Annotated in this window: 20 protein-coding genes; 15 read left to right on the top strand and 5 right to left on the bottom strand. The window is 60.5% G+C overall.

The genetic code is table 11. The features are described 5' to 3' along the window. Positions 1-403: 403 nt before the first annotated feature. The 7 genes from V1T76_RS19335 to V1T76_RS19305 are packed head-to-tail and all read left to right on the top strand — an operon-like array spanning position 404 to position 7,951. The gene (locus V1T76_RS19335) at positions 404-1,771 is read left to right on the top strand and encodes a V-type ATP synthase subunit B (protein WP_330562274.1); all 1,368 of its coding nucleotides are present in this window, start codon (positions 404-406) and stop codon (positions 1,769-1,771) included. Beyond that, positions 1,771-2,394: a V-type ATP synthase subunit D gene (locus V1T76_RS19330; protein WP_330562273.1), complete on the top strand. Its 624-nt coding sequence runs from the start codon at positions 1,771-1,773 to the stop codon at positions 2,392-2,394. Before V1T76_RS19335 ends, V1T76_RS19330 begins: the two co-directional genes overlap by 1 nt. Next, positions 2,391-4,184 carry a V-type ATP synthase subunit I gene (locus V1T76_RS19325; RefSeq protein WP_330562272.1) on the top strand — a complete coding sequence of 598 codons (1,794 nt, stop codon included), beginning with the start codon at positions 2,391-2,393 and terminating at the stop codon, positions 4,182-4,184. The genes V1T76_RS19330 and V1T76_RS19325 overlap by 4 nt, the downstream gene beginning before the upstream one ends. Beyond that, a complete protein-coding gene (locus V1T76_RS19320) occupies positions 4,181-4,630 on the top strand; it encodes an ATP synthase subunit C (protein WP_006939055.1) in 450 nt (149 codons plus the stop codon). The genes V1T76_RS19325 and V1T76_RS19320 overlap by 4 nt, the downstream gene beginning before the upstream one ends. 24 nt (positions 4,631-4,654) lie before the next feature. Then, complete coding sequence (locus V1T76_RS19315) at positions 4,655-5,356, top strand: hypothetical protein (protein ID WP_330562271.1); 702 nt, start codon at positions 4,655-4,657, stop codon at positions 5,354-5,356. 1 nt (position 5,357) lies between these two features. Further along, entirely contained in the window at positions 5,358-6,119 is a 762-nt protein-coding gene (locus tag V1T76_RS19310; RefSeq protein ID WP_330562270.1) for a hypothetical protein, read from the top strand. Then, entirely contained in the window at positions 6,116-7,951 is a 1,836-nt protein-coding gene (locus tag V1T76_RS19305; protein ID WP_330562269.1) for a V-type ATP synthase subunit A, read from the top strand. Before V1T76_RS19310 ends, V1T76_RS19305 begins: the two co-directional genes overlap by 4 nt. Before the next feature lie 211 nt (positions 7,952-8,162). On the opposite strand, the gene V1T76_RS19300 is transcribed toward V1T76_RS19305, so the two are convergent. Then, positions 8,163-8,864, bottom strand: coding sequence for a nitroreductase family protein (locus V1T76_RS19300; RefSeq protein WP_330562268.1), 702 nt, complete (start codon positions 8,862-8,864; stop codon positions 8,163-8,165). Positions 8,865-9,284: 420 nt separating this feature from the next. Between V1T76_RS19300 and V1T76_RS19295 the strand changes: the two genes are divergently transcribed. Further along, positions 9,285-10,274: an ABC transporter substrate-binding protein gene (locus V1T76_RS19295; RefSeq protein ID WP_330562267.1), complete on the top strand. Its 990-nt coding sequence runs from the start codon at positions 9,285-9,287 to the stop codon at positions 10,272-10,274. A gap of 163 nt (positions 10,275-10,437) precedes the next feature. Then, positions 10,438-12,687, top strand: a complete 2,250-nt coding sequence (locus V1T76_RS19290) for a putative bifunctional diguanylate cyclase/phosphodiesterase (protein ID WP_330562265.1) — start codon at positions 10,438-10,440, stop codon at positions 12,685-12,687. A 104-nt stretch (positions 12,688-12,791) separates the two neighbouring features. Here the strand turns inward: V1T76_RS19290 and preA are convergent, their stop codons facing one another. The 3 genes from preA to V1T76_RS19275 form a co-directional block, all read right to left on the bottom strand. Beyond that, positions 12,792-14,105 (bottom strand): NAD-dependent dihydropyrimidine dehydrogenase subunit PreA, encoded by a 1,314-nt coding sequence (gene preA, locus V1T76_RS19285; protein ID WP_330562264.1) that lies wholly within the window; start codon positions 14,103-14,105, stop codon positions 12,792-12,794. A 74-nt stretch (positions 14,106-14,179) separates the two neighbouring features. After that, positions 14,180-15,526 carry an NAD(P)-dependent oxidoreductase gene (locus V1T76_RS19280; protein WP_330562263.1) on the bottom strand — a complete coding sequence of 449 codons (1,347 nt, stop codon included), beginning with the start codon at positions 15,524-15,526 and terminating at the stop codon, positions 14,180-14,182. Between the two features lie 373 nt (positions 15,527-15,899). After that, on the bottom strand, positions 15,900-16,154 hold the full coding sequence (locus V1T76_RS19275; protein ID WP_330562262.1) for a hypothetical protein: 255 nt from the start codon (positions 16,152-16,154) through the stop codon (positions 15,900-15,902). A gap of 515 nt (positions 16,155-16,669) precedes the next feature. Between V1T76_RS19275 and V1T76_RS19270 the strand changes: the two genes are divergently transcribed. Then, positions 16,670-17,467, top strand: coding sequence for a creatininase family protein (locus V1T76_RS19270; RefSeq protein WP_330562261.1), 798 nt, complete (start codon positions 16,670-16,672; stop codon positions 17,465-17,467). 13 nt (positions 17,468-17,480) lie between these two features. Here the strand turns inward: V1T76_RS19270 and V1T76_RS19265 are convergent, their stop codons facing one another. After that, positions 17,481-18,416: a LysR family transcriptional regulator gene (locus V1T76_RS19265; protein WP_330562348.1), complete on the bottom strand. Its 936-nt coding sequence runs from the start codon at positions 18,414-18,416 to the stop codon at positions 17,481-17,483. A 178-nt stretch (positions 18,417-18,594) separates the two neighbouring features. Between V1T76_RS19265 and V1T76_RS19260 the strand changes: the two genes are divergently transcribed. From V1T76_RS19260 to V1T76_RS19240, 5 genes are all read left to right on the top strand, one after another. Next, positions 18,595-19,605, top strand: a complete 1,011-nt coding sequence (locus V1T76_RS19260) for an ABC transporter substrate-binding protein (protein WP_330562260.1) — start codon at positions 18,595-18,597, stop codon at positions 19,603-19,605. Between the two features lie 73 nt (positions 19,606-19,678). After that, positions 19,679-20,518: an ABC transporter ATP-binding protein gene (locus tag V1T76_RS19255; protein ID WP_442970148.1), complete on the top strand. Its 840-nt coding sequence runs from the start codon at positions 19,679-19,681 to the stop codon at positions 20,516-20,518. Next, entirely contained in the window at positions 20,518-21,438 is a 921-nt protein-coding gene (locus V1T76_RS19250) for an ABC transporter permease (RefSeq protein WP_330562259.1), read from the top strand. Before V1T76_RS19255 ends, V1T76_RS19250 begins: the two co-directional genes overlap by 1 nt. Continuing rightward, positions 21,438-22,742 (top strand): cytosine deaminase, encoded by a 1,305-nt coding sequence (locus V1T76_RS19245; protein WP_330562258.1) that lies wholly within the window; start codon positions 21,438-21,440, stop codon positions 22,740-22,742. Before V1T76_RS19250 ends, V1T76_RS19245 begins: the two co-directional genes overlap by 1 nt. Positions 22,743-22,744: 2 nt before the next feature. Continuing rightward, positions 22,745-24,151, top strand: a complete 1,407-nt coding sequence (locus V1T76_RS19240; protein WP_330562257.1) for an FAD-binding oxidoreductase — start codon at positions 22,745-22,747, stop codon at positions 24,149-24,151. Position 24,152 lies beyond the last annotated feature (1 nt).

The raw sequence follows: 24,152 nt of genomic DNA, 5'->3' as shown, positions 1-24,152 counted from the left end.
AATATATAAGAATTATGTTTTGATTTATAAACTAAATTTCGGGTGGTGTTTCAAGCTGTGCTTGCGAAACCTCGCGTTTTGATCCTTGTCCATCTCTCCTATTCTTTTATTTCGAAAGTCCTTTGCCTGTCTCACGAGGCTGCGCCGTCTGGCCGCCGTCAACTGCGGTTAACCTTTCGAGTGAAACTGCGAGAGGGAGACGCCTGACCTGTTCTTCGCGATTTTGATGCAGGTCATACGACTGTGGTCATTTCTCTTTTAACTTCATTCCAGTTGAAGCGAGACCGGAGCGGCACCAAGGTATCGGTTGTGCGAGTTTGAAAAACCCGCCTAAGATGGTGTGCGTTGCAGCAAAACGGGTCCGGCCCGGTTTGAATGACCTTCATTCTCAAAGGGGGCGTAGATGCTGGTCTCCCATACGCGGATTGTCGATATCGTTGGCGATATCATTCGCATTCAGGTGTCTTCGACAAAGAGCGATTCGGAAGGGCGTCCCTGTCTCGGCGATCTGGCGATGGTCGATGCGGGCAATGGTGCGACGTCTCTCGCGCAGGTCATCAATATCGACCGGGACATGGTCTCGCTGCAGGTCAACTCAGGTACCAAGGGCCTGGCAAACAACGCATCCGTGCGCTTCCTGGGCGAGCCGGCCAAGGTTACCTATTCCGACAATATCCTGGGCCGCGTGTTCGACGGGGCCGGTCAGCCGATTGATCGGGGACCGGATCTTTCCAGCGATCCTTCCGTCCCGATCGGCGGCCCCTCGGCAAACCCGATGAAGCGCGTGCTTGCCTCGCGCATGATCCGCACCGACGTGCCGATGATCGACATCTTCAACTGCCTTGTGGAAAGCCAGAAGATCCCGATCTTCTCGGTGTCCGGCGAACCCTATAACCCGTTTCTGGCCCGTATCGGCATTCAGGCAGACGCGGACATAGTGGTGTTCGGCGGCCTGGGTCTGATCTTCGACGACTATGCCTTCTTCCGGCAGCAGTTCGAGGATGCAGGCGTCTTTCCACGCACCGTTATGTTCATCAACCAGGCGTCCGATCCGGTGGTCGAGCGCCTACAGGTTCCGGATATGGCGCTTGCGGTGGCGGAAAAATTCGCCGTTGAGGAAGGCAAGCGCGTGCTGGTGCTGCTCACAGACATGACCGCCTTCGCCGATGCCATGAAGGAAGTCTCCATCGCCATGGAGCGCGTGCCCGCGAACCGGGGGTATCCGGGCGATCTTTATTCCCAGTTGGCACGCCGCTACGAAAAGGCGTGCGACTTCAAGGGCTCGGGCTCGGTCACCATCCTGACGGTCACCACGATGCCGGGCAACGACGTCACCCACCCGGTGCCGGACAACACCGGCTATATCACCGAAGGCCAGTTCTATCTGCACAGCGGGGTGCTGGATCCCTTCGGCTCGCTGTCTCGATTGAAGCAGCATGTCATCGGCAAGGTGACGCGTGAGGACCACAACCAGATCATGAACACCATGATCCGCTTCTATTCCGGAGCGCGCGATGCGGAACAGAAACAGTCGATGGCCTTTGAATTGTCGGAATACGACCGCCAGCTTCTGAAGTTCGGTGGCCTGTTCCGCCAGCGCTTCATGGATATCACCGTCGCCATACCCCTGGAGGAAGCGCTCGACCTGTGCTGGCAGACGCTTGCCGAATGTTTCCAGCCGGAACAGCTTCTGATGAAACAGGCGCTGATCGACAAGTATTTCCCGCAAAAGAAACCTGCCGGCGGCACCTCTGACGAGGAGGCAGCCTGATGGCAAGGCTGGCGCTCAACAAGTCGTCTCTGGCCCGGGAAAGCGGACAGCTCTCTGAATACAGGCGCTTCCTGCCGTCTCTTGAGCTGAAGCGGCTCCAGATCATGGCTGAGCGTGCCAAGGCCAAGGAAACGGTCACCCGGCTCGAGGCGGAATATGAGGAGCGCTTCAACGCTCTTGCGCGGGCCTTGCCGATGCTCGCCAACAAACATGTGCCGCTGGAAGGGCTGGTGGTGCTGAAGCAGGCCGTTGTGGGCGAACAGAACCTCTCCGGAACCCGTCTGCCGGTGCTGGAAGACCTTGAGGTCCAGACGCAACCCTATTCCCGTCTGGCTCGGCCGCATTGGGTAGATCCCTATGTCGAAGGCATGCGGGAGCTTCTGCGGCTCAACAAGGAACGGGACATCGCCAGGGAGCGCATCGCCAGGCTGATAGAGGCTGAAGCGGTTATCTCGCGCCGGGTCAACCTGTTCGAAAAGGTCCTGATCCCGCAGGCGGAACGCAACATCAAGAAGATCCGCATGGCCCTTGCCGATGCGGAACGCGATGCCGTGGTCCGTGCCAAGATCTCCAAACGCAAGACGGCCGCCCGCGGCGCCGAAACCTCGGTGGCCGAGCTATGACCATCGTCCCGCTCGTCAAGGTGAACCTGGTCGGCATCCTTGAAGACAAGGACAAGGTGCTGGAGGCCGCCCAGGAATTTGGTGCCTTCCATCTGATCCCCCTGACATCGGCACAAAAGGAACTGGAAGCCGTGCCGGCTGGCCGGGGGCGTGAGGCGAGCGAAGCTCTGCGCTGGCTCATGGACAGCAACGCTCAGCGCCGCCCCATCACTCACCCCGACGACTTCGACCTGGAAGCGGTCATCGAACAGACCCTTGCCAACCGCAAGGCGCTACGTGACTGCGAAGACCGGGTGGCACGTCTCGACCAGCGCATTGAGGATGTGGAGCCCTGGGGCGAGTTCAGCTTTTCCGATCTGGCCGAGATCGGCGATTATCGGCTTTGGTTCTACGTTGTGCCCAAAGCCAAGCTCAAGCAGATCGATCCGGCCGGCAAGATCCTTGAGGTGGTCCACAGGGACAAGTACCGCAGCTACATCGTGCTGCTGTCGCCGGAAGAGCCGGCGGCAAATGCCATGCCCGTGCCGCGTGTCCACGTGGGGGCCGAGGCGCTTTCGGTGCTGCGGCGGCAATATGAAGCTGCGGCCATTCAACTGGAAGAGCTGGAGCTTCAGCGCCAGGCGCTTACCAAATGGCGGTTCGTGCTTGCCCAGAACCTCGCCGCCGCCCGGGACCATTCCGCCCGGCACAGGGCATCGCTCGAAACCGCGGATACCGACAGGGTCTTCGTACTTCAGGCCTGGGCGCGGCGGGATCAGGTGCCGGAGATCAGCAGGCTTGCGGACAGTCTCGGCATCGCCCTACTGGTCACGGACGTGGAAGACGCCGATGCGCCGCCCACGCTTCTTGACAACAGCCCGGCACTGGAAGCGGGGGAGGATCTGGTCGAATTCTATCAGACCCCCGGCTACAGGGGGTGGGACCCTTCGGCAATCGTCTATGTTTCCTTCGTGATCTTCTTCGGCATGATCATGACGGATGCGGGCTATGGCCTGCTCCTTCTTGTCCTGTTGTTCCTGTTCCGGCGGCGCTTCACGGGGTCCGCACTCGGCCGCCGCATGTTCCGCATGTCGGTCTGGCTGATGATCTCCACGGCAGCCTTCGGTGTGGCGACGGGCAGCTATTTCGGTGTCACGCCTCCCGACGGCACGTTCCTGGCGCACCTGAAGGTACTGCACCTGAAGGATGTCGACACGATGATGAAGATCACGCTGACCATCGGTGTGGTCCATATCGTCATCGCCAACATGATGCGCGCCTGGCACGAACAGACCCTGAGCGGACGCATGCAGCCTGTCGGCTGGTGTCTGGTGGCACTGGGCGGTCTGGTGACTTTCCTGGGGCAGGGCACCCCCATGGCCGTCGCAGGCCCGGTCGCGGTGGTCGCAGGGCTGCTTCTGGTCGGCATCTTCGGCAGCGACCGCAAGGTGACCTCGCTTAAGACAGGCGGGCTCAGGGTCTTCGACGGGCTCGCGTCGCTTGCCCGTGTCGTCAACATCTTCTCCGATGTCCTCAGCTACATGCGCCTGTTCGCGCTGGGCCTTGCGGCCGCCTCGCTCGCCGAAACCATCAATTCGCTGTCGGGCCAGCTCAATCACGCGGTTCCGGGAGTGGGTCTGTTGATTGCCATCGCGGTTCTGGTGCTCGGGCACGCCATCAACATCGGGCTGGGGCTGATCGCCGGCTGTGTGCACGGGTTGCGCCTGAATGTCATTGAATTTTTCAATTGGGGTTTGAAGGACGAGGGCACGCCCTTCCGTCCCTTCAGGAAAGAGGAGACACGCCTGTGAACGAATTCGTTGTGGCTCTCGGCTGGTTTGGGCTGTTCGCACCTGTGGCCCTCGGAGCCATCGGCAGTGCCTGGGGCTGTGCCCTTGGTGGCAGCGCCGCCATTGGCGCGATGCTGGACAGCGATGGCGGCTATGGCCGGTTCATCGGCGTCTCGCTGATGCCGTCTTCCCAGGTGATCTACGGCATCGTCATCATGTTCTCGCTGCAGCAGCCGACCATCGATGCGGCCAATGGCGCAGCGCTGTTCGGCATCGGTCTTCTATCCGGTGTTACCATGCTCTACACCGGCATCCGCCAGGGCGAGGTGCTCGCCTCGGCCATCCATGCGTCCAAGGCCAAGCCGGAAATATTCGGCATTTCGCTTGCTCCGGCGGCGGTGCTGGAAGGGTTCTCGGTCTTTGCCCTCGTCTTTGCGCTGGTCCTGTCCGGCTCGATCCCCGCTTAGGACCAGAAGGAACAGGAGGCGGCAATGTCCAAACATGACGCAGCAGACGACCTGGAAAATGCCGCAGGCGCCGGTGTCCAGGCCCTGATCGAACGGCTGAAGTCCGAAGGCGTGGCCGCCGGCCAGTCGGAGGGCGATGCCATCCTGGCCAAGGCCCGGGAAAAGGCGGAGGCGATCGTCGCGCAGGCACGGCAGAAGGCGGACAGCCTGCTGGCCGAGGCAAGGGCGGAGGCGGCCCGCGAAAAGGCGGCGACGGAAGACGGGTTGAAGGTTGCCGCGCGCGACCTTGTTCTCAGCCTGCGCAACGAGCTTGGCGACCGTATCCAGCAGGAAGCCGGACGGCTGGTGGCAACCACCCTTGCCGACGAGGAATTCTTGAAGAACCTCATTCTGGCGATGGCCGCCAATGCAAAGGACAATGCCTCTGTCGGCGATGCTGAGCCGATGGAGATCGTCCTGCCGGAGAAGGTCGTCACCTTCGAGGAACTGAAACAATCGCCCGAGGCCGTCAAGCCGGGAACGCTCACCCATTTCGTCATCGCGATGGCAGGGGAGGTCTTGCGGGAAGGGGTCACTTTCTCCACCGCGCCGGGCTTCGACGGCATCAAGGTGAAGCTGACCGACAGGGACGTGTCCATTGACCTGACCGAAGAGGCCATCGCGACACTGTTGAAGCGGCACCTGCAACCGCGCCTCAGGGCGGTGATGGAAGGGGTGCTGCGCTGACATGAGCCGGCCGCACCAATATATCGCGCTGGTCTCCAGCCTGCCGCATCTCGGCAAGCTGTTCTCGCGCAAGGACGTGCCGATCTCCGGGTTCCGGCTGAAGCAACGGCTGTCGATGCTGGAACCGGCGCACGCGAACCTGCTGCGCGAGATGGTGGAAGTCACGGCCTGGGCCGGTGTTGCCGGGTTCGACCGGGACATCGACGTGATCCGGCGGACAAATAAAGTCCTCGCCGATCTCAAGGACTTTCCGGATCTGCAGCACCTGGTGGGTGCACGCATGGAAACCCGGACGCTGATAGCGGCGCTGCGTCGCCGGCGGGACGGGCAGGAAAGCGCTGCCGACATTGAAAACTGGGGCCTCGGCCGGTGGTGCACACAAATCAGGGCGAACTGGAGCAACCCGGCCTTCGGGCTGGGACACTTCATGCCCTGGGTGGGCGAGGCGCACCGGCTGATGCTGGCAGGCGATCACATCGCCATGGAACGCCTTGTCCTGACCCAGGTGTTCGACCAACTGGGTCACTACGGCAATCTGCATGAGTTCGATTTCGAAGCCGTTGCGATCTATGTGCTGCGGTGGGTGATCGTCGAACGCTGGTCCCGCTACAACGAGGCCGATGCCCGCGCCCGGCTGGCAACGCTTGTGGCCGCCGCCCTTGACGGTCAGACGGAGGGCGGCAAGACGGATGCCGGCGGGCAAGCCGGCCGGCAGGACCTTTTCTCAGACTTCACGTCTGCCCTTGAGGGAGCCTTTTCATGACGAGCCATGTTCAGTTGCCCGAACCGACCGCGGAAATCGTCGCCGTTCAGGACGATCTCGTCACGCTGTCGCCGCTCGGCTCTGCCCCCCTCATCAAGAACGAGGTGGTCTATATCATTCCGCACGGCCCGGAGCGGGACGGCAAGCCGCGTGAATACCTGAAGGCCGAAGTGCTGCGGGTGCGCGGCAAGTCGGCGGAAGCGCAGGTGTTTGAAAGCACTGCTGGCGTTCGGGTCGGCGACAAGGTGATCCAGAGTGGCGAGATGCTGTCGGTTGCGCTCGGGCCAGGGCTGCTCAGCACTGTCTTCGACGGCTTGCAGAACCCGCTCGCCGACATTGCCGCCGAGCACGGCTTCTTCCTGCCGCGCGGCGTGCTGACCAATGCACTCGACCAGAACCGCAAATGGTCGTTCGAACCGAAGGTGAAATCCGGTGACGTTGTGAGAGCCGGGGACACGCTCGGCACGGTTCCCGAAGGCCGATTCGAGCACCGGATCATGGTTCCCTTCGTCACCATGGGGTCCTGGACGGTGGACCGGATCCGTGAAGGCACTTTCACCATCAACGAGGTGGTGGCAACGCTCAAGAATGACCGTGGTGAAACCCGCGACCTGACCATGGTTCAGCATTGGCCGGTTCGCCGGGCAATCCCGGAAGCGATGGTGAAAGCCGGTCAGAGCGAGCGGCTTTACCCCAGCGAACCGCTGATCACCACCTTGCGCCTGATCGACACGTTCTTCCCCATCGCCCGCGGCGGCATGGGCTGCATTCCGGGTCCCTTCGGTGCAGGCAAGACGGTGCTGCAATCTTTGATTTCACGCTTTTCGGCGGTCAACATCGTGATCGTGGTTGCCTGCGGCGAGCGCGCCGGCGAGGTGGTCGAAACGATCACCGAGTTCCCGCACCAGCCGGACCCCTCCGGCGACGGTACGCTGATGGACCGCACGGTCATCATCTGCAACACCTCGTCCATGCCGGTGGCAGCACGCGAGGCCTCTATCTACACCGGTATCACCCTTGGCGAATATTATCGGCAGATGGGCTATGACGTGCTCCTGATCGCCGACAGCACCTCCCGCTGGGCCCAGGCCATGCGTGAGACCTCCGGCCGTCTGGAGGAAATTCCCGGAGAGGAAGCGTTTCCCGCATATCTCGACAGTTCCATCAAGGGCATTTACGAGCGCGCGGGGGTGTTGCGCACCGCCAGCGGCGAGACCGGCAGTCTCACCATGATTGGCACCGTGTCTCCGGCAGGCGGCAATTTCGAGGAACCGGTCACCCAGTCGACCCTCGGCACGGTCAAGACCTTCCTGGGCCTCTCATCCGAGCGGGCCTACAAGCGCTTTTATCCAGCGGTTGATCCGCTTTTGTCCTGGTCGCGGTATCACATTCAGCTCAACGACTGGTACCACAAGAACATCGGTCCGGACTGGGTGCCCCGCGTTTCGGAGATGATCGAACTGCTGCGCAAGGGCGATGAGATTACCCGCATGATGCAGGTAACGGGCGAAGAAGGCGTCTCCACAGAGGACTTCGTCCTTCAGCAGAAGGCACTGTTCCTGGATATGGTCTACCTGCAGCAGGACGCCTTTGACGATGTCGACGTATCGGCGCCGCTCAAGCGCCAGCAGGAAACCTTCGACCTCGTTTACCGGATCGCCCGCACCGATTTCGCCTTTGACGACAAGGAGGCCGTGCGCAAGTTCTTCACCGAACAGACGTCCCTCTTCAAGAACCTCAATTACGCCGCCGACGGCAGCCCGGACCGCAAGAGCCTTCTGGAGAAGATCAAGGCGAAGGTCAGCACCGCCCCGACGCATGTGACCGGGTGAATTGCAAGGTTTCGGGCAAGCCGTTTCCATACGCGCACCATTTTCACCTCGGACAAGCAAAGCGCCGATCCGGCCTTACTCGCAGTGTCGCTTGTTGGAAGAGGGGGCGACGTGAGGCTCGCCGCCACATCAGCAATCTGGAAATGAGCAGGTCCCCGGGGCTCATGCCGGTTACCCGAGGGTGACGTCCTGGAAGCTTGTTTCTGCGCTGTTATCCCTGATCCTCGAAAACGCTCAAGATCTCCTCCAGGGGCTTCTTGATCTTGGCGACTGCCGGAACCGTGGCGTTTTCTGCCGGGTGGCCGACAGCCAGGATCATCACGGGTTTTTCAGCTTCTGGGCGGTTCAGGATCCCGTTCAGGAACTTCATCGGGTTGGGCGTATGCGTCAGGGCCGACAGGCCCGCATGGTGAAGCGCGTTGATCAGCAGGCCGGTGGCGATGCCGACACTTTCCGGCACGTAATAGTGCTTGTAGCGGGTGCCGTCTTCGAAGGTGCCCCAGCGCTGCGCGAAGATCACGATCAGCCAGGGAGCTATATCCAGGTGCGGCTTGTCCGCATTGGTGCCGATTGGCTCCAGCGCCTTGATCCATTCATTACCGGCGCCGCCGTCATAGAACTTGCGCTCCTCCTCCTCGGCGGCCAGGCGTATCCTGTGCTTCAAGTCTGCATTGGAAATCGCCACGAAATGCCACGGCTGGTGATTGGCACCGCTCGGCGCCGTTCCCGCTGCCCGGATGCAGAGTTCTATGACGGAACGGTCCACGGGCCGGCCGGAAAAATCCCGCACCGTGTGACGGGTGCGCACCTCGTCATAAAAGTCCTGCGCACGCGCCAGCATTTCGGTGTCGTCGAACAGCCGCCGGTCGGGCAGCGGCAACGGTTGGTAATCCAGGGCTGATTTGGAAATCATGTTATCGCATCCATTCGGATTGCCGGTCCGCTGGCTCTGAAGGAAGCCGGGCCGCGCAATCTCCTCCCACTACGCGGCGGGAAGTATGAACCGGCTACCCACACGTCAGGCAACTAAAAACCGGTCGACCGGCTTCACAACCGGATCCGGGAGCGCCTATGCTCGCCTTGAAAACACCAAATGCCCTTGATGAAAAAATAACCTTGACCAGAGACATGGCACCTTTCTAGATTTTCTTGACCAATTGGTCAGCGCTGTTCGTTGAGAAGGCAAAATGCCCCAACGTCCGGATGCGGCCAAACAGCCGGAAGAAGATCAGGCGGCCGGGAACCGCTTAGAGGTCCGCTCCGGTCAGGGTTTGAAGTTCCAGAGAAGGGCGACACCGATAACGGTTCGCCCATAACCAGTAGGGGAATGGCAATGAAGGCATTGAAAAGTCTGGCGCTCGCGTCCGTCCTGGGCGTAAGCCTGGCGTCGGGCGCGGCCAACGCCGCGGACGAGCTGACACTGCAGCTTAAGTGGGTCACCCAGGGCCAGTTTGCCGGCTATTACGTGGCCAAGGACAAGGGGTTCTACGACGAGGAAGGCCTGGACGTCACGATCAAGCCGGGCGGTCCGGACATTGCACCGCCGCAGGTCATCGCCGGTGGCGGTGCCGACGTGATCATCGACTGGATGCCGTCCGCCCTCGCATCGCGCGAAAAGGGTGTGCCGCTCGTCAACATCGCCCAGCCGTTCAAGAAATCCGGCATGATGCTGACCTGTCTGAAGGAAACCGGCATCACTTCGCCGGAAGACTTCAAGGGCCGGACACTTGGCGTCTGGTTCTTTGGCAACGAGTATCCGTTCCTGTCGTGGATGAGCCAGCTCGGTATTCCCACCGATGGCGGTGAGGAAGGTGTGACTGTCCTGAAGCAGGGCTTCAACGTCGATCCGCTGCTGCAGAAGCAGGCCGACTGCATCTCCACCATGACCTACAACGAATACTGGCAGGTCATCGACGCCGGCATTCCGGCGGAAGACCTGATCGTCTTCAAATACGAGGATCAGGGTGTCGCCACGCTGGAAGACGGTCTTTACGTCCTGGAATCGAGCCTGGACGACCCGGCAATGGTCGACAAGCTCGCCCGCTTCGTGAAGGCCTCCATGAAGGGCTGGGCCTATTCTGCCGAACACCCGGAAGAAGCTGCTGAAATCGTTCTGGAAAACGACGCCACGGGCGCACAGACCGAAAAGCACCAGATCCGCATGGTCGGCGAAATCAACAAGCTGGTTGACGGCTCTGACGGCAAGCTCGACATGTCTGCCTATGAGCGCACCGTGAAGTCCCTGCTCTCCGGCGGGTCCGATCCGGTCATTACCAAGGAGCCGGAAGGCGCAACGACCACGGTCGTCACCGACAAGATGTGATGTCCGAAGGCAGCCGGGGCGGTCCCCCGTTCCGGCTGCCAGGACCCTGTGCCTGCCAAGGCACTAAAAATTAAGTGTTTGGATCCAGACTGCTGCGCTGACAAAAGCTTGGGATTTTGAAAGCGAAATGCCGGATCTGTCTGGAAAAACAGACAAATTAGACTTGCTTCAATCAGTCGCGCAGACCGCGTCTGACGAACCGCGCCCGGCGAATTCCAGCATATTCGGCGTCTCTTCCAGCGTTATCATCCTGCTGATGTTCTGCGCCGTGATCTTTTCTTTCGGCGCCGTGCTGTTCAAGGTTCTGGTTGCCGAACGAGAGGCCGCAGCGCGGGAAACGCGGTCCGTCGCCCGCGTCTTTGAAAACCACAAGCAGCTTCTCCTGCGCGAAATGGAGCGTTACGCCGCCTCCAATGCCGCCTACCAGAACATCGATACCACTCTGTCGCCCGACTGGATCAAGACACGGTTCGGTGTCGATATGGCGCAGGACTTCGCGCATGAGTATACGGTGCTTTTCGGGCCGGACCGAAAGGTTATCTTTTCCTCGACGTTCCACGGCACCGAGACCGCCGAAGCTTTTTCCGCAAGAGTGGGGACCCGCATCTCCGGGACGCTGGACACTATTCGCCGCAACTATGTTGACGCATTGATCCGCTCCGGCACGGATGAGGTCCGTTTCGCCGGGAAACTGACCGACATTTCCGCCATCGATGTTGTCGAGATCAACACCCGCCCCTACATCGTGACGGCTTTTTCGATCGTACCCGATCCGGGCGGCATCGAAATGTCTTACGGCCCGCCGAATATTCTTGTGAGTGCCTTTGAGATCGATGCGGTGCATCTCAGCAATCTTCTGTCCAGCCTCGCGCTCGAGAATCTGAAATTCGCCCCCGACATTCCGGCGAGCATGATCGGAACGCCGGTGGAAAACGAGGCAGGAGCGGTACTTGGCTATCTTGTCTGGTATCCGATGAGCCAGGCCTCAAGGATCATTCTGTCCTCGATACCGGTCCTGCTCTTGTCCCTCGGGGTCATTCTGACCGTCGCCCTGATCGCTCTGCGCCAGAACGCCAACGCCAAGGCGCGCCTGGCAGCGCGGGAGCAGGAAGCCAGATACGCCGCCAATCATGATTCCATGACGGGCTTTGTCACTCGGCGCTTTTTTCACGTTGCTGCTACCCACAGGCTGGCTGTGCGTTCGCAACAGCAGCTTGGTGCCTGGCTGATTTATCTTGATGTCGACAATCTCAAGCAAGTGAACGACATTCACGGCCATACCGTGGGCGACAGTCTGGTGGTTGCCCAGGCGGAGCGCATCAAATCCGTTCTCGGGTCTTTCGATCTTGTCGCACGCAGTGGCGGGGATGAATTCCTGATCCTGACGGATCGCTGGGAAACGCCGGAACAAGCCTTGCAGGAAGCAGACAGACTGTTTGAAAAGCTGCGTCAGCCGTTCGAGTACGACGGCAAGCGCATCGAAACCTCCGTCAGCGCCGGCATTTCCTGCTTCCCGGATCACGGTCAGACATTGACGGGCCTTATCCGGGCTGCCGACATTGCCCTTCAGCGCTGCAAGATGGAGCAGAAAAGCTCGTTTCGGATCTACGATGTGCGGATGGATGATCATCTGCGCCAGAGGCGCGAAATTCGGGTGGAGCTCGATTCAGCGCTGCGCGAAGCGCAGTTCGACCTGTTTTACCAGCCGATTATCGATGCACGGTCAGGTCAACTGGCATTCTACGAGGCCCTGATCCGCTGGCGGCATCCGTACCGGGGCCTTGTGCCTCCGGACCTGTTCCTGCCCATTGCACAGGATGCCGGGCTCATGCCTGCCATCGGAGCCTGGGTTCTGGAGCGCGCGCTTCGCGATGCCAGCAGTTGGATGCAGACCGGCGTGTCCGTCAATGTCTGTTCAAGCCAGATTCAGATGACGGGATTTGCGAAGAAGGTCAGCCTGCTGCTGCAGAAATACGATTTTCCGCCGGAACGCCTTATCCTGGAAATCACCGAAGACCTGATGCTGGAAGAAAGCACGCAGACACGCGAGACCATCGTCAAGCTGCGCAATCTGGGGGTCGGGCTTGCCATAGATGACTTCGGCACCGGCTTTTCCAGTCTGAGCTACCTCCACAAATACAGCTTCGACAAGATGAAGATCGACCGCAGTTTCATCTCGCGTATTGGCGAGGATGAGGAGGCCGACATGGTCGTCTGCTCGATGCTGAGCCTTGCCAGGGTGATGCGCATGCAAAGTGTTGGTGAGGGTGTGGAGACGGAAGCGCAGCGGAACTTCCTGGTGGAAGCAGGCTGCGATTTCCTCCAGGGCTATCTGTTCGACAGGCCCTTGCCGCTTGCGGACCTGGAGCCGCCGGATCCCTTGCAGCTGCCAAAGGCAATACGCTCGGCCTGAGCTTGATTTGCGCTTCTGGCGCTGGCACCTGCAGACTTCGCAGACAAAAAAACGCGGGCAAGGGAGGATCCTGCCCGCGTTGAAGGTGACCGCCGGAGGCCCGCCTATTCGGCTGCTTCCTTGACGGCCATCGGGTTGTTCGGATGCGTGGTCCAGTTGGCGTAGTCTTTTTCGACAGGCTTCTTGGTCCGCGGGTCGATGCTGCCGGCAGCCATGGGTTCCATGGTGATGCAGCCCTCGATCGGGCAGACATTGACGCACAGATTACAGCCGACGCATTCCTCGTCGATCACCTCGAACTTGCGCACACCATCCACCATGTTGGTGATGGCCTGGTGAGAGGTGTCCTCGCAGGCAATGTGGCAGCGGCCGCATTCAATGCACAGATCCTGATCGATCTTGGCCTTGGCGATGTAGTTGAGGTTGAGATACTGCCAATCGGACACATTGGGCACTGCATTGCCGACAAACTGGTCGACGGACGTGTAACCCTTGGTGTCCATCCAGTCGCTGAGACCCTCGATCATGTCTTCGACAACTCGGAAGCCATAAGTCATTGCCGCCGTGCAAACCTGAACCGAGCCTGCGCCGAGCGCCATGAACTCGGCCGCGTCACGCCAGGTGGTCACGCCGCCGATGCCGGAGATCGGCAAGCCGTGGGTTGCGGGGTCACGGGCAATTTCGGCGACCATGTTGAGCGCAATCGGTTTGACCGCCGGGCCGCAATAGCCGCCGTGAGCCCCTTTGCCGTCAACGGAAGGGGATGGCGACATGATGTCGAGATCGACACCCATGATCGAGTTGATGGTGTTGATCAGCGAAACAGCGTCGGCGCCGCCCGCCTTAGCGGCCTGCGCCGGCTTGCGGACGTCGGTGATATTCGGCGTCAGCTTGACGATGCAGGGCATGCGCGAATGCTGCTTCACCCAGCGGGTGACCATCTCGATATATTCCGGCACCTGGCCGACGGCGGAGCCCATGCCGCGTTCGCTCATGCCATGGGGGCAGCCGAAGTTCAGCTCGACACCGTCGGCTTCGGTCTCTTCGACCTTCTTCAGGATGTCGATCCAGTTCTGTTCCTCACAGGGCACCATCAGCGAAACGACAAGTGCCCGGTCCGGCCAGTCGCGCTTTACCTGCTTGATTTCGCGCAGGTTCACTTCCAGCGGACGGTCGGTGATCAGTTCGATGTTGTTGAGGCCGATCAGCTGGCGGTCCTTGCCGTGGATCGCGCCGTAGCGCGGGCCGTTGACGTTGACGACCGCCGGGTCTTCCCCGAGCGTCTTCCAGACGACGCCGCCCCAGCCGGCCTTGAAGGCCCGGACGACATTGTATTCCTTGTCCGTTGGTGGCGCTGATGCCAGCCAGAACGGGTTCGGCGATTTGATGCCGATAAAATCAGTACGCAAGTCAGCCATGGTGGCTCTCCCTCAAATCGGTGGCGCCGAGCGTCTGCCCCTGTCAGGTGCGCAGGTCTCAGGCGCGCAAGTCCTCAGGCGGTCAGGGCAGCGTGAATGCTCTCGGCGGCAATCTTGCCGTCCTCGACGGCTGCGACCGTCAGGTCTTCGCCACCCAGCACGCAGTCGCCGCCCGCCCACACATCGGCAAGGCTGGTCTTGCGGTCCGCATCGACCACGATCCGGCCCCTTTCCAGGGTCAGCGCATCGCCGAGATCCGCTTGCACCAGCGTCTGGCCGACGGCCTTGAACACCATGTCCGCGGGCAGGGTGATGACCTCGCCTGTACCGGTCAGGGCACCATCTTGCTCCTGGGTCCGCTCCAGTTCAATCGCGGTAATCGCACCGTTCTCACCGACAAGCCCCTTGGGCTGGGCCCATGTCATGATGCGAACACCGCTGGTCTGGGCCAGTTGCTGTTCGTATTCGGAGGCGTTCATCCTGTCCTGGCCACGGCGATAGGCAATCGTGACGTCTTCCGCGCCCAACAGCTTGGTCTGGACCGCGATGTCGACCGCGGTCATGCCGCCGCCGATCACGACGATGCGCCGGCCGACAGGCAGCTCGGCAAGATCTTTCGCCTGACGCAGGTCGGCAATGTAGTCGACAGCGTCGATGGCGCCGCTCTTGTCCTCGCCGTCGAGGCCAAGCGCGTTGACCCCGCCAAGGCCGATGCCGAGGAAGACAGCGTCATATTCGGCGCGCAGGCTGGCCAGATCCAGGTTGGTGCCAAGCCGCATGCCGGTGCGCACCTCAATGCCCCCGATGGAGAGGATGAAATCCACTTCCTTCGCGGCGAAATCGTCGACCGACTTGTAGGAGGCGATGCCGTATTCGTTCAGGCCACCGGCCTTCTCGCGGGCGTCGAACAGGGTGACATCGTGCCCATGCACTGCCAGCCGGTGGGCGCAGGAAAGGCCTGCGGGCCCGGCGCCGACGACGGCGACTTTCTTGCCGGTTGCGGCCGCGCGTGTAAACGGCGTTGAGCTGAATTCCGACATGTAGTGATCTGTCGAATACCGCTGTAGCTGGCCGATCTTCACCGGCTTGCCTTCGGCAACCTCACGCACGCAGACCTGTTCGCACAAGGTCTCGGTCGGGCAGACGCGGGCACACATGCCGCCCAGAATGTTCTGCGCGAAAATGGTTTTCGCGGCCCCGGTCGGGTTGCCGGTCGAGATCTGTCGAATGAACTGCGGAATGTCGATACTGGTCGGACAGGCCTGCATGCAGGGGGCGTCGTAGCAGAAGTAGCAGCGGTCGGCTTCAACCTGCGCTTCGTGCTGGTCCAGCAGCGGGTGCAGGTCGCTGAAATTCTCAGCGTATACGTCCTCAGGCAAGCGCCCGGCGGCGATGTCCGGGCCGGCTTTGGTCTGGGTCATGGAGATCTCCGGAAGGTTGGCGATCGTTTTCAAGGCGGCTTCCTTCGTTTGGTGAGGAGGCTCAGGAATGCATTGGAAGAAAATTTGAACAGTTAGTCAAATTTTTTTTGGAATGATTAAAAACTTGAGACAAAAAATCAGCAATAAAATTATCAGAAAAACAGAAGCTTAAGCCGAAAAACGCCCTGTGATGAAATTTGCGCCATGGCGCAAAACCCGGCCTGCTGGCCGGGAATTGCAGTGGTTTCGCGGGGGGAAGGAGAGCGGCTCAACCTGAGCGCAAGCATAAAAAACCCCGACGCACAACTGTGCGTCGGGGCTAAAGTGTCAGCCGAACGGACTGAAGATCAGTGCGTCGCGAACCGTGTCCGGTTCAGTGCGACCGATGCGACAAACGCAGAGGTGCGGTCTGCCGGGAACCATGCAGGCGACCGGACGCGTTCTGGAAACCAAGCGCGAGGCTGACTGCTATCAGGGTCGCAGGCCAGAAGACCGAAGTGACGAGAACCCAGAACAGCCGGCCGGGTGTGCTCACACCACTGTCGAGCAGCTCCGAAGACGACAGGATCAGAAACAGCAGCGTGATGGCGCCATAAACAATGGCTCCAAAGAAGAACAGGAGATACATGTCGGTTACCCACCTTAACATTGAACCCAATGCCGCATCCCGAGCCTCAATGCGGCGTCCTACCGCCTACATCACAGGGTAAATGTTTGGTGTAAATGTGGCGGTCTCGCCTCTGGGTAGTTAAGGCCGTGCTCACATTTTCGGCATTTCAAGCTGAGCGGAGGTGCTCGGAAGATGCTGAATTAGCTTCAGAACAGGATTAACTGTCTGGCTTCATTGAGGTTTAAGGTCTCTGAGCAGGTGCCAAGAGCCGCTTTCTTCCGCCGCCGCAATACAAGCACAGCCTGTGGGCAGCCATGTGGATAGACTTGTGGAGAGAAATGCGCCTGGTCCGCGCGGCCGCGGCGAATAAGCCGGCAACGGTCGGTCTCTGCCTTTCCATGTGCGTCAGGCAATTCAGATCCACCGCACACAAAAAGGCAGCGGGCTGAAGACATAATGATGCTTTTCAAGTGCCGCGGACTTGCCTACCCCAAAATGGAACACATCACGGCAACAGACTTGGGGCAGCGCCAATGGCCAAGCATTTCTTCTGGAACGAATTGAATGCCTCCGATTTTGCGGCACTCGATCCCGACCGGGTCATTGCCATCCTGCCGACAGCCTCGACGGAGCAGCATGGACCGCATCTGCCGATTGCCACCGATGTCGCCATTGCCGAGGGCATGCTGGCCGAAACGCGCAAACAATTGCCGGACGATCTCGATATCCTGGTTCTGCCTGTGCAGGAGATCGGCAAGGCGAACGAGCACATTTACGGCCCGGGAACGCTCTCTCTCGCCGCCGAGCTGCTGATACCGGTCTGGACCGCCATCGGCCAGAAGGTGTCGGAAGCCGGTATCCGGAAGATGGTGATCGTCAATTCCCATGGCGGCAACACCGACATCATCAGCATTGTCTCGCGTGAATTGCGTGTCCGCTACCAGATGGCTGTCCTGGTGACCCATTGGAGCCGCTTCGGCCACCCGGAAGGCATGATTTCCGCGCATGAGTCCAAATTCGGCATCCACGGCGGCGAGGTTGAAACCTCGTTGATGCTGCATTTCCGGCCAGAGCTTGTGCGCATGGACAAAGCCGAGAACTTCATCTCCAGGGCAGAAGAAATGCTGGAGAACTCGAAGTATATCCAGCCGACCCCCCCTCACGCCCTGGCCTGGATCGCACACGATCTCAACCCGGCAGGCGTTGTCGGCGATGCCTCAAAGGGGACGGCGGAAAAAGGGGCGGCGATCAGCGCCCATCAAGCCGCCGGTTTCATTGAGATGCTGCGCGACTTTACAGCCTATCCGCTGACCAACCTGTATAAGCCATAACGATCTTGAGATCCTAAACCGGCAAGCTTCCCTTCCGCTGCAATTCTTCCACCTGGGCAACGAGCTCCTGAAGCAGGAACTCGATAAAAAGGCTCGTTGCCGCGTCCATCGAGGCTCTTGCCCGGGTGAAAAGCTTCATCGGCTGATGATGCGTTCGCGCGACGTTCAGCGGGCGGAAAACAAGCTCGCCCCGCCTGCATTCGGCAAGGACATCGAGTGGATTGAGCAGGCTGATGCCGATGCCGCGCCGGACAAGCTGGCGAACCGTCTCCGAGGAGTTCGTTTCCAGGATCGGCTCGACCGGGATCGGCACGGACGACAGCACCAGATTGATCACGTCCCGCAGGCTTGTGCCTGACTGGGCCAGCACCAGACGCTCCTGAACCACATCTACCAGATCGACCGGCCCGGTTTCCTGCGCCAGCTTGTGGTCGGGTGGAACCACAGCCCCGATCGGAATGTCGAAGGTTGCCAGCGTCCGCAGGCCCGGCGTTGCGGCGATGTTGAAGCCGAGGCCGATGTCGACTTCGCCTGTCAGGACCGGATTGATCGTGGTCGTGCCGCCGTCGCTGCGCAGCTTGATGTGAACGCGCGGATTTTTCTCGATGAACTTGGCAATGATCTCCGACAAGGGCCCGGAGGCAAGGCCGACGGTCGTCACCAGCGAGACCTGACCTGCCTGCGGCATCTTCAACGCCCTGATTCTGGTCTCAAGCCTGGCGTAGTCCTTCAGGACGCCGCGGATATGCTCCACACACAGCTCTCCGGCTGCGGTGAGCCGCAGTCCGCGCGGCAGGCGTTCGAACAGGGGTACGCCGAATTCTTCTTCCAGAGCAAGGATTTGCCTGTTGATGGCGGATGACGAGACGTTGAGCCTGTCAGCCGCCTTGCGGATGGACCCGCAGCGCGCAATCTCATCCAGATACAGCAGTTTGCGGGAATGCAGCAGGGCCAACTTGTGCCTCCTTTTTGTGCATGCGGCACAATTGATCGCCAGAAATGTGAGCGATGACAATAAGGCATCGCTGCAGGCGAATTTTGATGCTTTTCAACGTGCGCTGCAAGGGCTCAAATATTTCTGGAAATGTGCGGTTTCACGGCAGTTTTGTTTTACTGGAGGGTACGAAGTGACAGTTTTCCCATCTGCGAAGACGCTTCTCGCGGCGGTTCTTCTCACCGGAACCGCCACTCACCAGGCATTGGCGCTGGATGAGGTGAGCTACGGCACCAACTGGCTGGCCCAGGCGGAACATGGCGGCTTCTACCAGGCCGTGGCTGACGGCACCTACGAGAAATACGGACTGAAGGTCACCGTCGTACCGGGCGGTCCGCAGGCAGCCAACGATGCGCTGCTGATCTCGGGCAAGATCGATTTCTACATGGGCGGCACGCTGAAGGGCTTCGACTATGTCAAGGAAGGCATTCCGCTGATCAACGTCGCCAGCATCTTCCAGAAGGATCCGCAAATCCTGGTCGCCCATCCGGACCAGGGCATCGACAAGTTCGCTGACCTTGCCAAGCTCGAAACCATCTACATGGGCAAGGATGGCTACGTCACCTACTTCGAGTGGATGAAGAAAAACTTCGAGGGCTTCTCCGACGCACAGTTCAAGCCCTACACCTTCAACCCGGCCCCCTTCATCGTCGACCCCAAGTCCGCGCAGCAGGGCTACCTGACGTCCGAGCCGTATGAGATCGAAAACCAGGCCGGATGGGCGCCGAAAGTGTTCCTTCTGGCCGATGAAGGCTGGACGCCCTATTCAACCATGATCACCACCTCCAAGGCGCTGGTCGAGGAAAACCCGGATCTGGTTCAGCGCTTCGTCGATGCCTCCATCGAGGGCTGGTACAACTACCTCTACGGGGACAACGCCGCGGCAAACGAGCTTATCAAGAAGGACAATCCCGAGATGACCGACGGTCAGCTCGCTTATTCCCTCGCGAAAATGAAGGAATACGGGATCGTCGATTCCGGTGACACGGAAGAAAAAGGCATCGGCTGCATGACGGACGCGCATTTCAAGGAATTCTTCGATACGCTCGCGTCGATCGACGTTGTGGATGCCTCGCTTGATTACAAGAAGTCCTACACCACCGAGTTCGTGTGCAAGGGCGTCGGCCTCGATCTGAAGAAATAAGCCGGTTCCGGCTCACCCATTCCGCTTCGCACGGCCCCGTGCGGAGCGGCCGCCTCCAGATGCAGAGTTGAGTATGGTCATCGCCGAACAGGGCAGCGCAAAAACGAAGACGCCGTCGGCCCGCAGTCTGAAATCGTCTCGCCCACTGGTGGCGATGGACAATGTTTCAAAGGTTTTCTCCAACGGCACGCTGGCCTTGTCCGGCATGTCGATGACGGTTCGTCCGGGAGAGTTCATCAGCCTGTTGGGCCCCTCCGGCTGCGGCAAGTCGACAGCGCTCCGGATCATCGCGGGCCTTGGTGACGTTTCTGAAGGCGAAATCGACTGGCCGAGTTTCCGGATCAACTCAAGAGGTCTGCCGGACGGCGACATCAGCTTCGTCTTTCAGGAGCCGACGCTCATGCCCTGGCAGACGGTGTTCGGCAACGTCTATTTGCCCTTGCGCCTTAAGGGCATATCAAAAAAGGCGGCCTCGGAACGGATCCTGACCGCGCTGGAAAGCGTGGGTCTAAAGGATTTTGCCGACGCCTACCCGCGCGAACTTTCCGGCGGCATGAAGATGCGTGTTTCCATCGCCCGCGCGCTGGTGACGGAACCCAAGCTGCTGCTGATGGACGAACCCTTCGCGGCCCTTGACGAGATTACGCGCCAGAAGCTCAATGACGACGTGCTGGCGCTCTGGAAAGCCACCGGCATCACGGTGATCTTCGTGACCCATTCCGTCTATGAATCCGCCTATCTGGCAAACCGCATCGTGGTGATGAAAGCGCGGCCGGGCCGCGTTCATTCGGATTTTCCCCTGCACACCAGCCTGGAGCGGGACGCGCAATACCGCACCTCCGAGGAATACAGGCAGGCCTGCGCGGAAGTCTCGGCCATGCTGCTGGAAGCCATGGGAGGCGAGGAGCACTGATGACCACAACGGCAAATGAAACGCTGGTATCCGCGGACCTGCCGCAGGAAACGGACGGTTCAACGCAGCCCTCGCGCAAAAGGCAGTCATCGACAGTCAAACTGCCGACAAAGGAAAGCGCCGCAGCCGCCAAGCGCCGGGAGCGCATCCTGACGGTGCTGGTGCCGATCTGCGTCATCGCCACCCTGATCGCCCTCTGGCAGATCATGGTCACCGTGAACGATATTCCTCACTACATCCTTCCCGGCCCGGGACTGGTGGTGCAATCGCTGCTGTCGGACTGGCACGTCCTTCTGCCTGCTCTCTGGGTGACGACCAAGATCACCCTTGCCTCCCTTGCCCTGGCGCTGATCGGCGGTGGCGGCATGGCGATCCTGCTTGTGCAGTCACGCTGGATCGAAACAGCGCTCTATCCGATCACGGTCATTCTGCAGGTTACGCCGATCATCGCCATCGCACCGCTTATCCTGATCTACGCGCCGTCGACGCAGGCAGCACTTCTGATTTGCGCCTTTGTCGTCGCCTTCTTCCCGATCCTGTCCAACATGGTGCAAGGCCTGAAGAGCGTCGATCATAACCTCCTCAACCTGTTCGAGCTTTATGGCGCTTCACGCTGGCAGACGCTGATCTATCTGAAGCTGCCCGCCTCCCTGCCGTATTTCATGACCGGTCTTCGCATCGGCGGTGGCCTGGCGCTGATTGCGGCGGTCGTTGCGGAATTCGCGGCCGGATCGGCAGGGGCCGGTTCGGGCCTTGCTTTCCGCCTTCTGGAGAGCCAGTTCCGGCTCAATATTTCGCGTCTGTTCGCGGCGCTGTTCCTGCTGGCCAGCCTGGGTGTGGTGATCTTCGCTTTGACGTCCTTCATCTCCTGGTGGACGCTGCATCGCTGGCACGAAAGCAGCCTGAAGCGGGAAAACTGATGACGCTCACCCTTCCCAAAGCCGGCCGGTTCGCGCTGCGCACCGCAACCCTGCCCGCCGCTGTCGCACACGGGGCAACGCCGCCTGCGCGCGAAGGCTTGTCTTCGGCCGATCTGATCATTGCAGATGGCCGGATCGAGGCCATTCTTGCCGCGGGTTCAGCGCCTGCGGATATCGAAGGCGTCGATCTGCAAAGACGCATGGTCTGGCCGTGTTTTGCCGACATGCACACCCACATCGACAAGGGCCACATCTGGGACCGGCAACCCAACCCGACCGGGGATTTCGACGGCGCGCTCAACGCCGTCCGGGCCGACCGGGAAGCGAACTGGACGGCAAGAGACGTGGAAACGCGCATGGACTTCTCCCTGCGCTGCGCCTACGCCCACGGCACCAGTCTCCTGCGCACCCACCTCGACAGTCTGGCGCCGCAGCACCGGATATCCTTCGAGGTTTTCGCCGACATGCGCGAGCGCTGGAAAGACCGGATCACCCTCCAGGCGGCGGCCCTGTTTCCGATCGATGCCATCGACGATGAAGCGTACTTCTCCGACCTCGTTGAAGTCGTCGTGGCAAACCGCGGCCTGCTGGGCGGCGTGACCTTCCCGCTACCGGATCTCGACCGAAGGCTCGACATCCTGTTTCGCACGGCCGCGGACAACGGCCTCGATATCGACCTGCATGTGGACGAGACGCAGGATGCCAGTGTCCTGACGCTGCTCACCATTGCGGAGGCCAAGCTGCGCAACGGCTTTGAAGGCGCCGTCACGGTCGGCCACTGCTGCTCTCTGGCGCGTCAGGACGACGACAAGGCCAAGGCGACGATCGACAAGGTGCGCGAGGCGGGCCTGTCCGTCGTGTCCCTGCCCATGTGCAACATGTATCTGCAGGACCGTCATCCGGGCCGCACGCCGCGCTCGCGCGGTGTCACCCTGCTGCATGAGTTGCGCGCCGCAGGCGTGCCTGTGGCCGTTTCATCGGACAATACCCGCGATCCTTTCTACGCCTATGGCGATCTCGACATGGTGGAAGTGTTCCGCGAGGCGGTGCGCATTGTGCATCTGGACCATCCGCTCGATGATGCCGCCAAGGTGGTCACCAGCCTTCCGGCGGATATTCTGAAAGTTCCCGAAGCCGGGCGTATTGCCGAGGGACTGAGCGCCGATCTCGTCATCTTCAACGCTCGCACGTGGAGCGAATTTCTGTCCCGTCCGCAGGCGGACCGCATCGTGATGCGGAATGGCATGGGCATCGACCGCCGCCTGCCGGATTATTCTGAACTTGACCCGCTGACGAAAGGCTGACGATGGCCGATTACGAGACAATCAAGGCTGAACTTGATGGCATTGCGGTTGAGGACAATCCGCGTCTGGTTCAGGCCAAGAGCCGCGATTTCTACTGGTATTCGCCGGTCCTGAAGGCGCAACTCGACAATGTCACCGGCGATCTTCTGGTCTCGCCGAAAAACGAGGCCGAAGTCATAAAGGTCCTGAAGACGGCGTTTGCCCATGGGGTGCCGGTCACGCCGCGCGGCGCGGGCACGGGCAACTACGGCCAGGCGATGCCGCTCTCCGGGGGCATCGTTCTCGACATGTCGAAGATGGACGAGGTCAAGGAAATCGCGCCGGGCCGGGTCGTCTGCGGCCCGGGCATCGTCATTGCCAAGCTCGACAAGATCACCAGGGAGCATTCCGGCCAGGAGCTGCGCTTCCACCCTTCAACGGCGCAGACCGCGACTATTGGCGGCTTCATCGCCGGCGGGTCGGGTGGTGTCGGTTCGGTTCACTGGGGCGGCTTGCGCGATCTCGGCAACATCCTGCGCCTGCGGATCGTCACCATGGAAGCCGAGCCCAGGGTGATCGAACTTTCCACCTGGGACCTGCAGAAGGTCAGCCATGCGTATGGCACCAACGGTATCATCACCGAAGTCGAAATGCCGCTGACCACGGCCCATGACTGGGTGGACGTGATCGTCGGCCATGAAACCTTCATGGATGCGGTGGTCTTTTCCGACAAGCTGGCGCGCAGCAACGGGCTTCTCTTGAAGGAAGTCGCTCCGATTGCAGCGCCGATCCCGTTCGACTATTTCACCCGCCACAAGCCGTGGCTGAAGGAGGGCGAGGCTGTCACCGTGCTGATGGTGGCCCCGCATTCCATGTCCGCGATGCTTGCCCTTGCCGAACGGATGAAGGGCGAAGTCCGTTTCCGGTCGGACGAAGTGGACAGCATGAAGGGCATTCCCCATGCCTATGAGCTTGCCTGGAACCACACGACGCTTCGGGCGCTGAAGTTCGACAGCTCTTTCACCTATCTGCAGACCCAGTATCCCGGGCCGAACCATGTGGAGCTGGTGCGCAAGACCACCGAAATGTTCCCGGGCGAGATCTTCGGCCATCTGGAGTTTCTGCGCTTTGACGGTCAGGTCCAATGTTCCGGCCTGCCGCTGGTCCGCTACACGACGGAAGAACGGCTGGACGAGATCATCCGCCTGCACGAGGAAAACGGCTGCCGGGTCTTCAACCCGCACCGCTATACGCTGGAAGAGGGCGGCATGAAGCAGACCGACCAGGTGCAGCTTGCCTTCAAGAAGGAGACCGATCCCAAAGGGCTGCTCAATCCGGGTAAGATGATCGCCTGGGACAATCCGGACTTCGATTTCGACGCGGGCAAGAACTACCTGTTCCCGGGCCTCCAGGCCTTTGCCGAGGCCTGAT

The sequence above is a fragment of the Roseibium sp. FZY0029 genome (assembly GCF_036350355.1).
In the GTDB taxonomy this organism is placed as follows: domain Bacteria; phylum Pseudomonadota; class Alphaproteobacteria; order Rhizobiales; family Stappiaceae; genus Roseibium.
Note: the sequence above shows the minus strand (reverse complement) of the source record. Positions and strands in the feature narration are given on the sequence as shown.

Coding starts and splice junctions, on each gene's coding strand:
- V1T76_RS19335 (WP_330562274.1), top strand. CDS start 404: ATGCTGGTCTCCCATACGCGGATTGTCGATATCGTTGGCGATATCATT.
- V1T76_RS19330 (WP_330562273.1), top strand. CDS start 1,771: ATGGCAAGGCTGGCGCTCAACAAGTCGTCTCTGGCCCGGGAAAGCGGA.
- V1T76_RS19325 (WP_330562272.1), top strand. CDS start 2,391: ATGACCATCGTCCCGCTCGTCAAGGTGAACCTGGTCGGCATCCTTGAA.
- V1T76_RS19315 (WP_330562271.1), top strand. CDS start 4,655: ATGTCCAAACATGACGCAGCAGACGACCTGGAAAATGCCGCAGGCGCC.
- V1T76_RS19310 (WP_330562270.1), top strand. CDS start 5,358: ATGAGCCGGCCGCACCAATATATCGCGCTGGTCTCCAGCCTGCCGCAT.
- V1T76_RS19305 (WP_330562269.1), top strand. CDS start 6,116: ATGACGAGCCATGTTCAGTTGCCCGAACCGACCGCGGAAATCGTCGCC.
- V1T76_RS19300 (WP_330562268.1), bottom strand. CDS start 8,864: ATGATTTCCAAATCAGCCCTGGATTACCAACCGTTGCCGCTGCCCGAC.
- V1T76_RS19295 (WP_330562267.1), top strand. CDS start 9,285: ATGAAGGCATTGAAAAGTCTGGCGCTCGCGTCCGTCCTGGGCGTAAGC.
- preA (WP_330562264.1), bottom strand. CDS start 14,105: ATGGCTGACTTGCGTACTGATTTTATCGGCATCAAATCGCCGAACCCG.
- V1T76_RS19280 (WP_330562263.1), bottom strand. CDS start 15,526: ATGACCCAGACCAAAGCCGGCCCGGACATCGCCGCCGGGCGCTTGCCT.
- V1T76_RS19275 (WP_330562262.1), bottom strand. CDS start 16,154: ATGTATCTCCTGTTCTTCTTTGGAGCCATTGTTTATGGCGCCATCACG.
- V1T76_RS19270 (WP_330562261.1), top strand. CDS start 16,670: ATGGCCAAGCATTTCTTCTGGAACGAATTGAATGCCTCCGATTTTGCG.
- V1T76_RS19255 (WP_442970148.1), top strand. CDS start 19,679: ATGGTCATCGCCGAACAGGGCAGCGCAAAAACGAAGACGCCGTCGGCC.
- V1T76_RS19250 (WP_330562259.1), top strand. CDS start 20,518: ATGACCACAACGGCAAATGAAACGCTGGTATCCGCGGACCTGCCGCAG.
- V1T76_RS19245 (WP_330562258.1), top strand. CDS start 21,438: ATGACGCTCACCCTTCCCAAAGCCGGCCGGTTCGCGCTGCGCACCGCA.
- V1T76_RS19240 (WP_330562257.1), top strand. CDS start 22,745: ATGGCCGATTACGAGACAATCAAGGCTGAACTTGATGGCATTGCGGTT.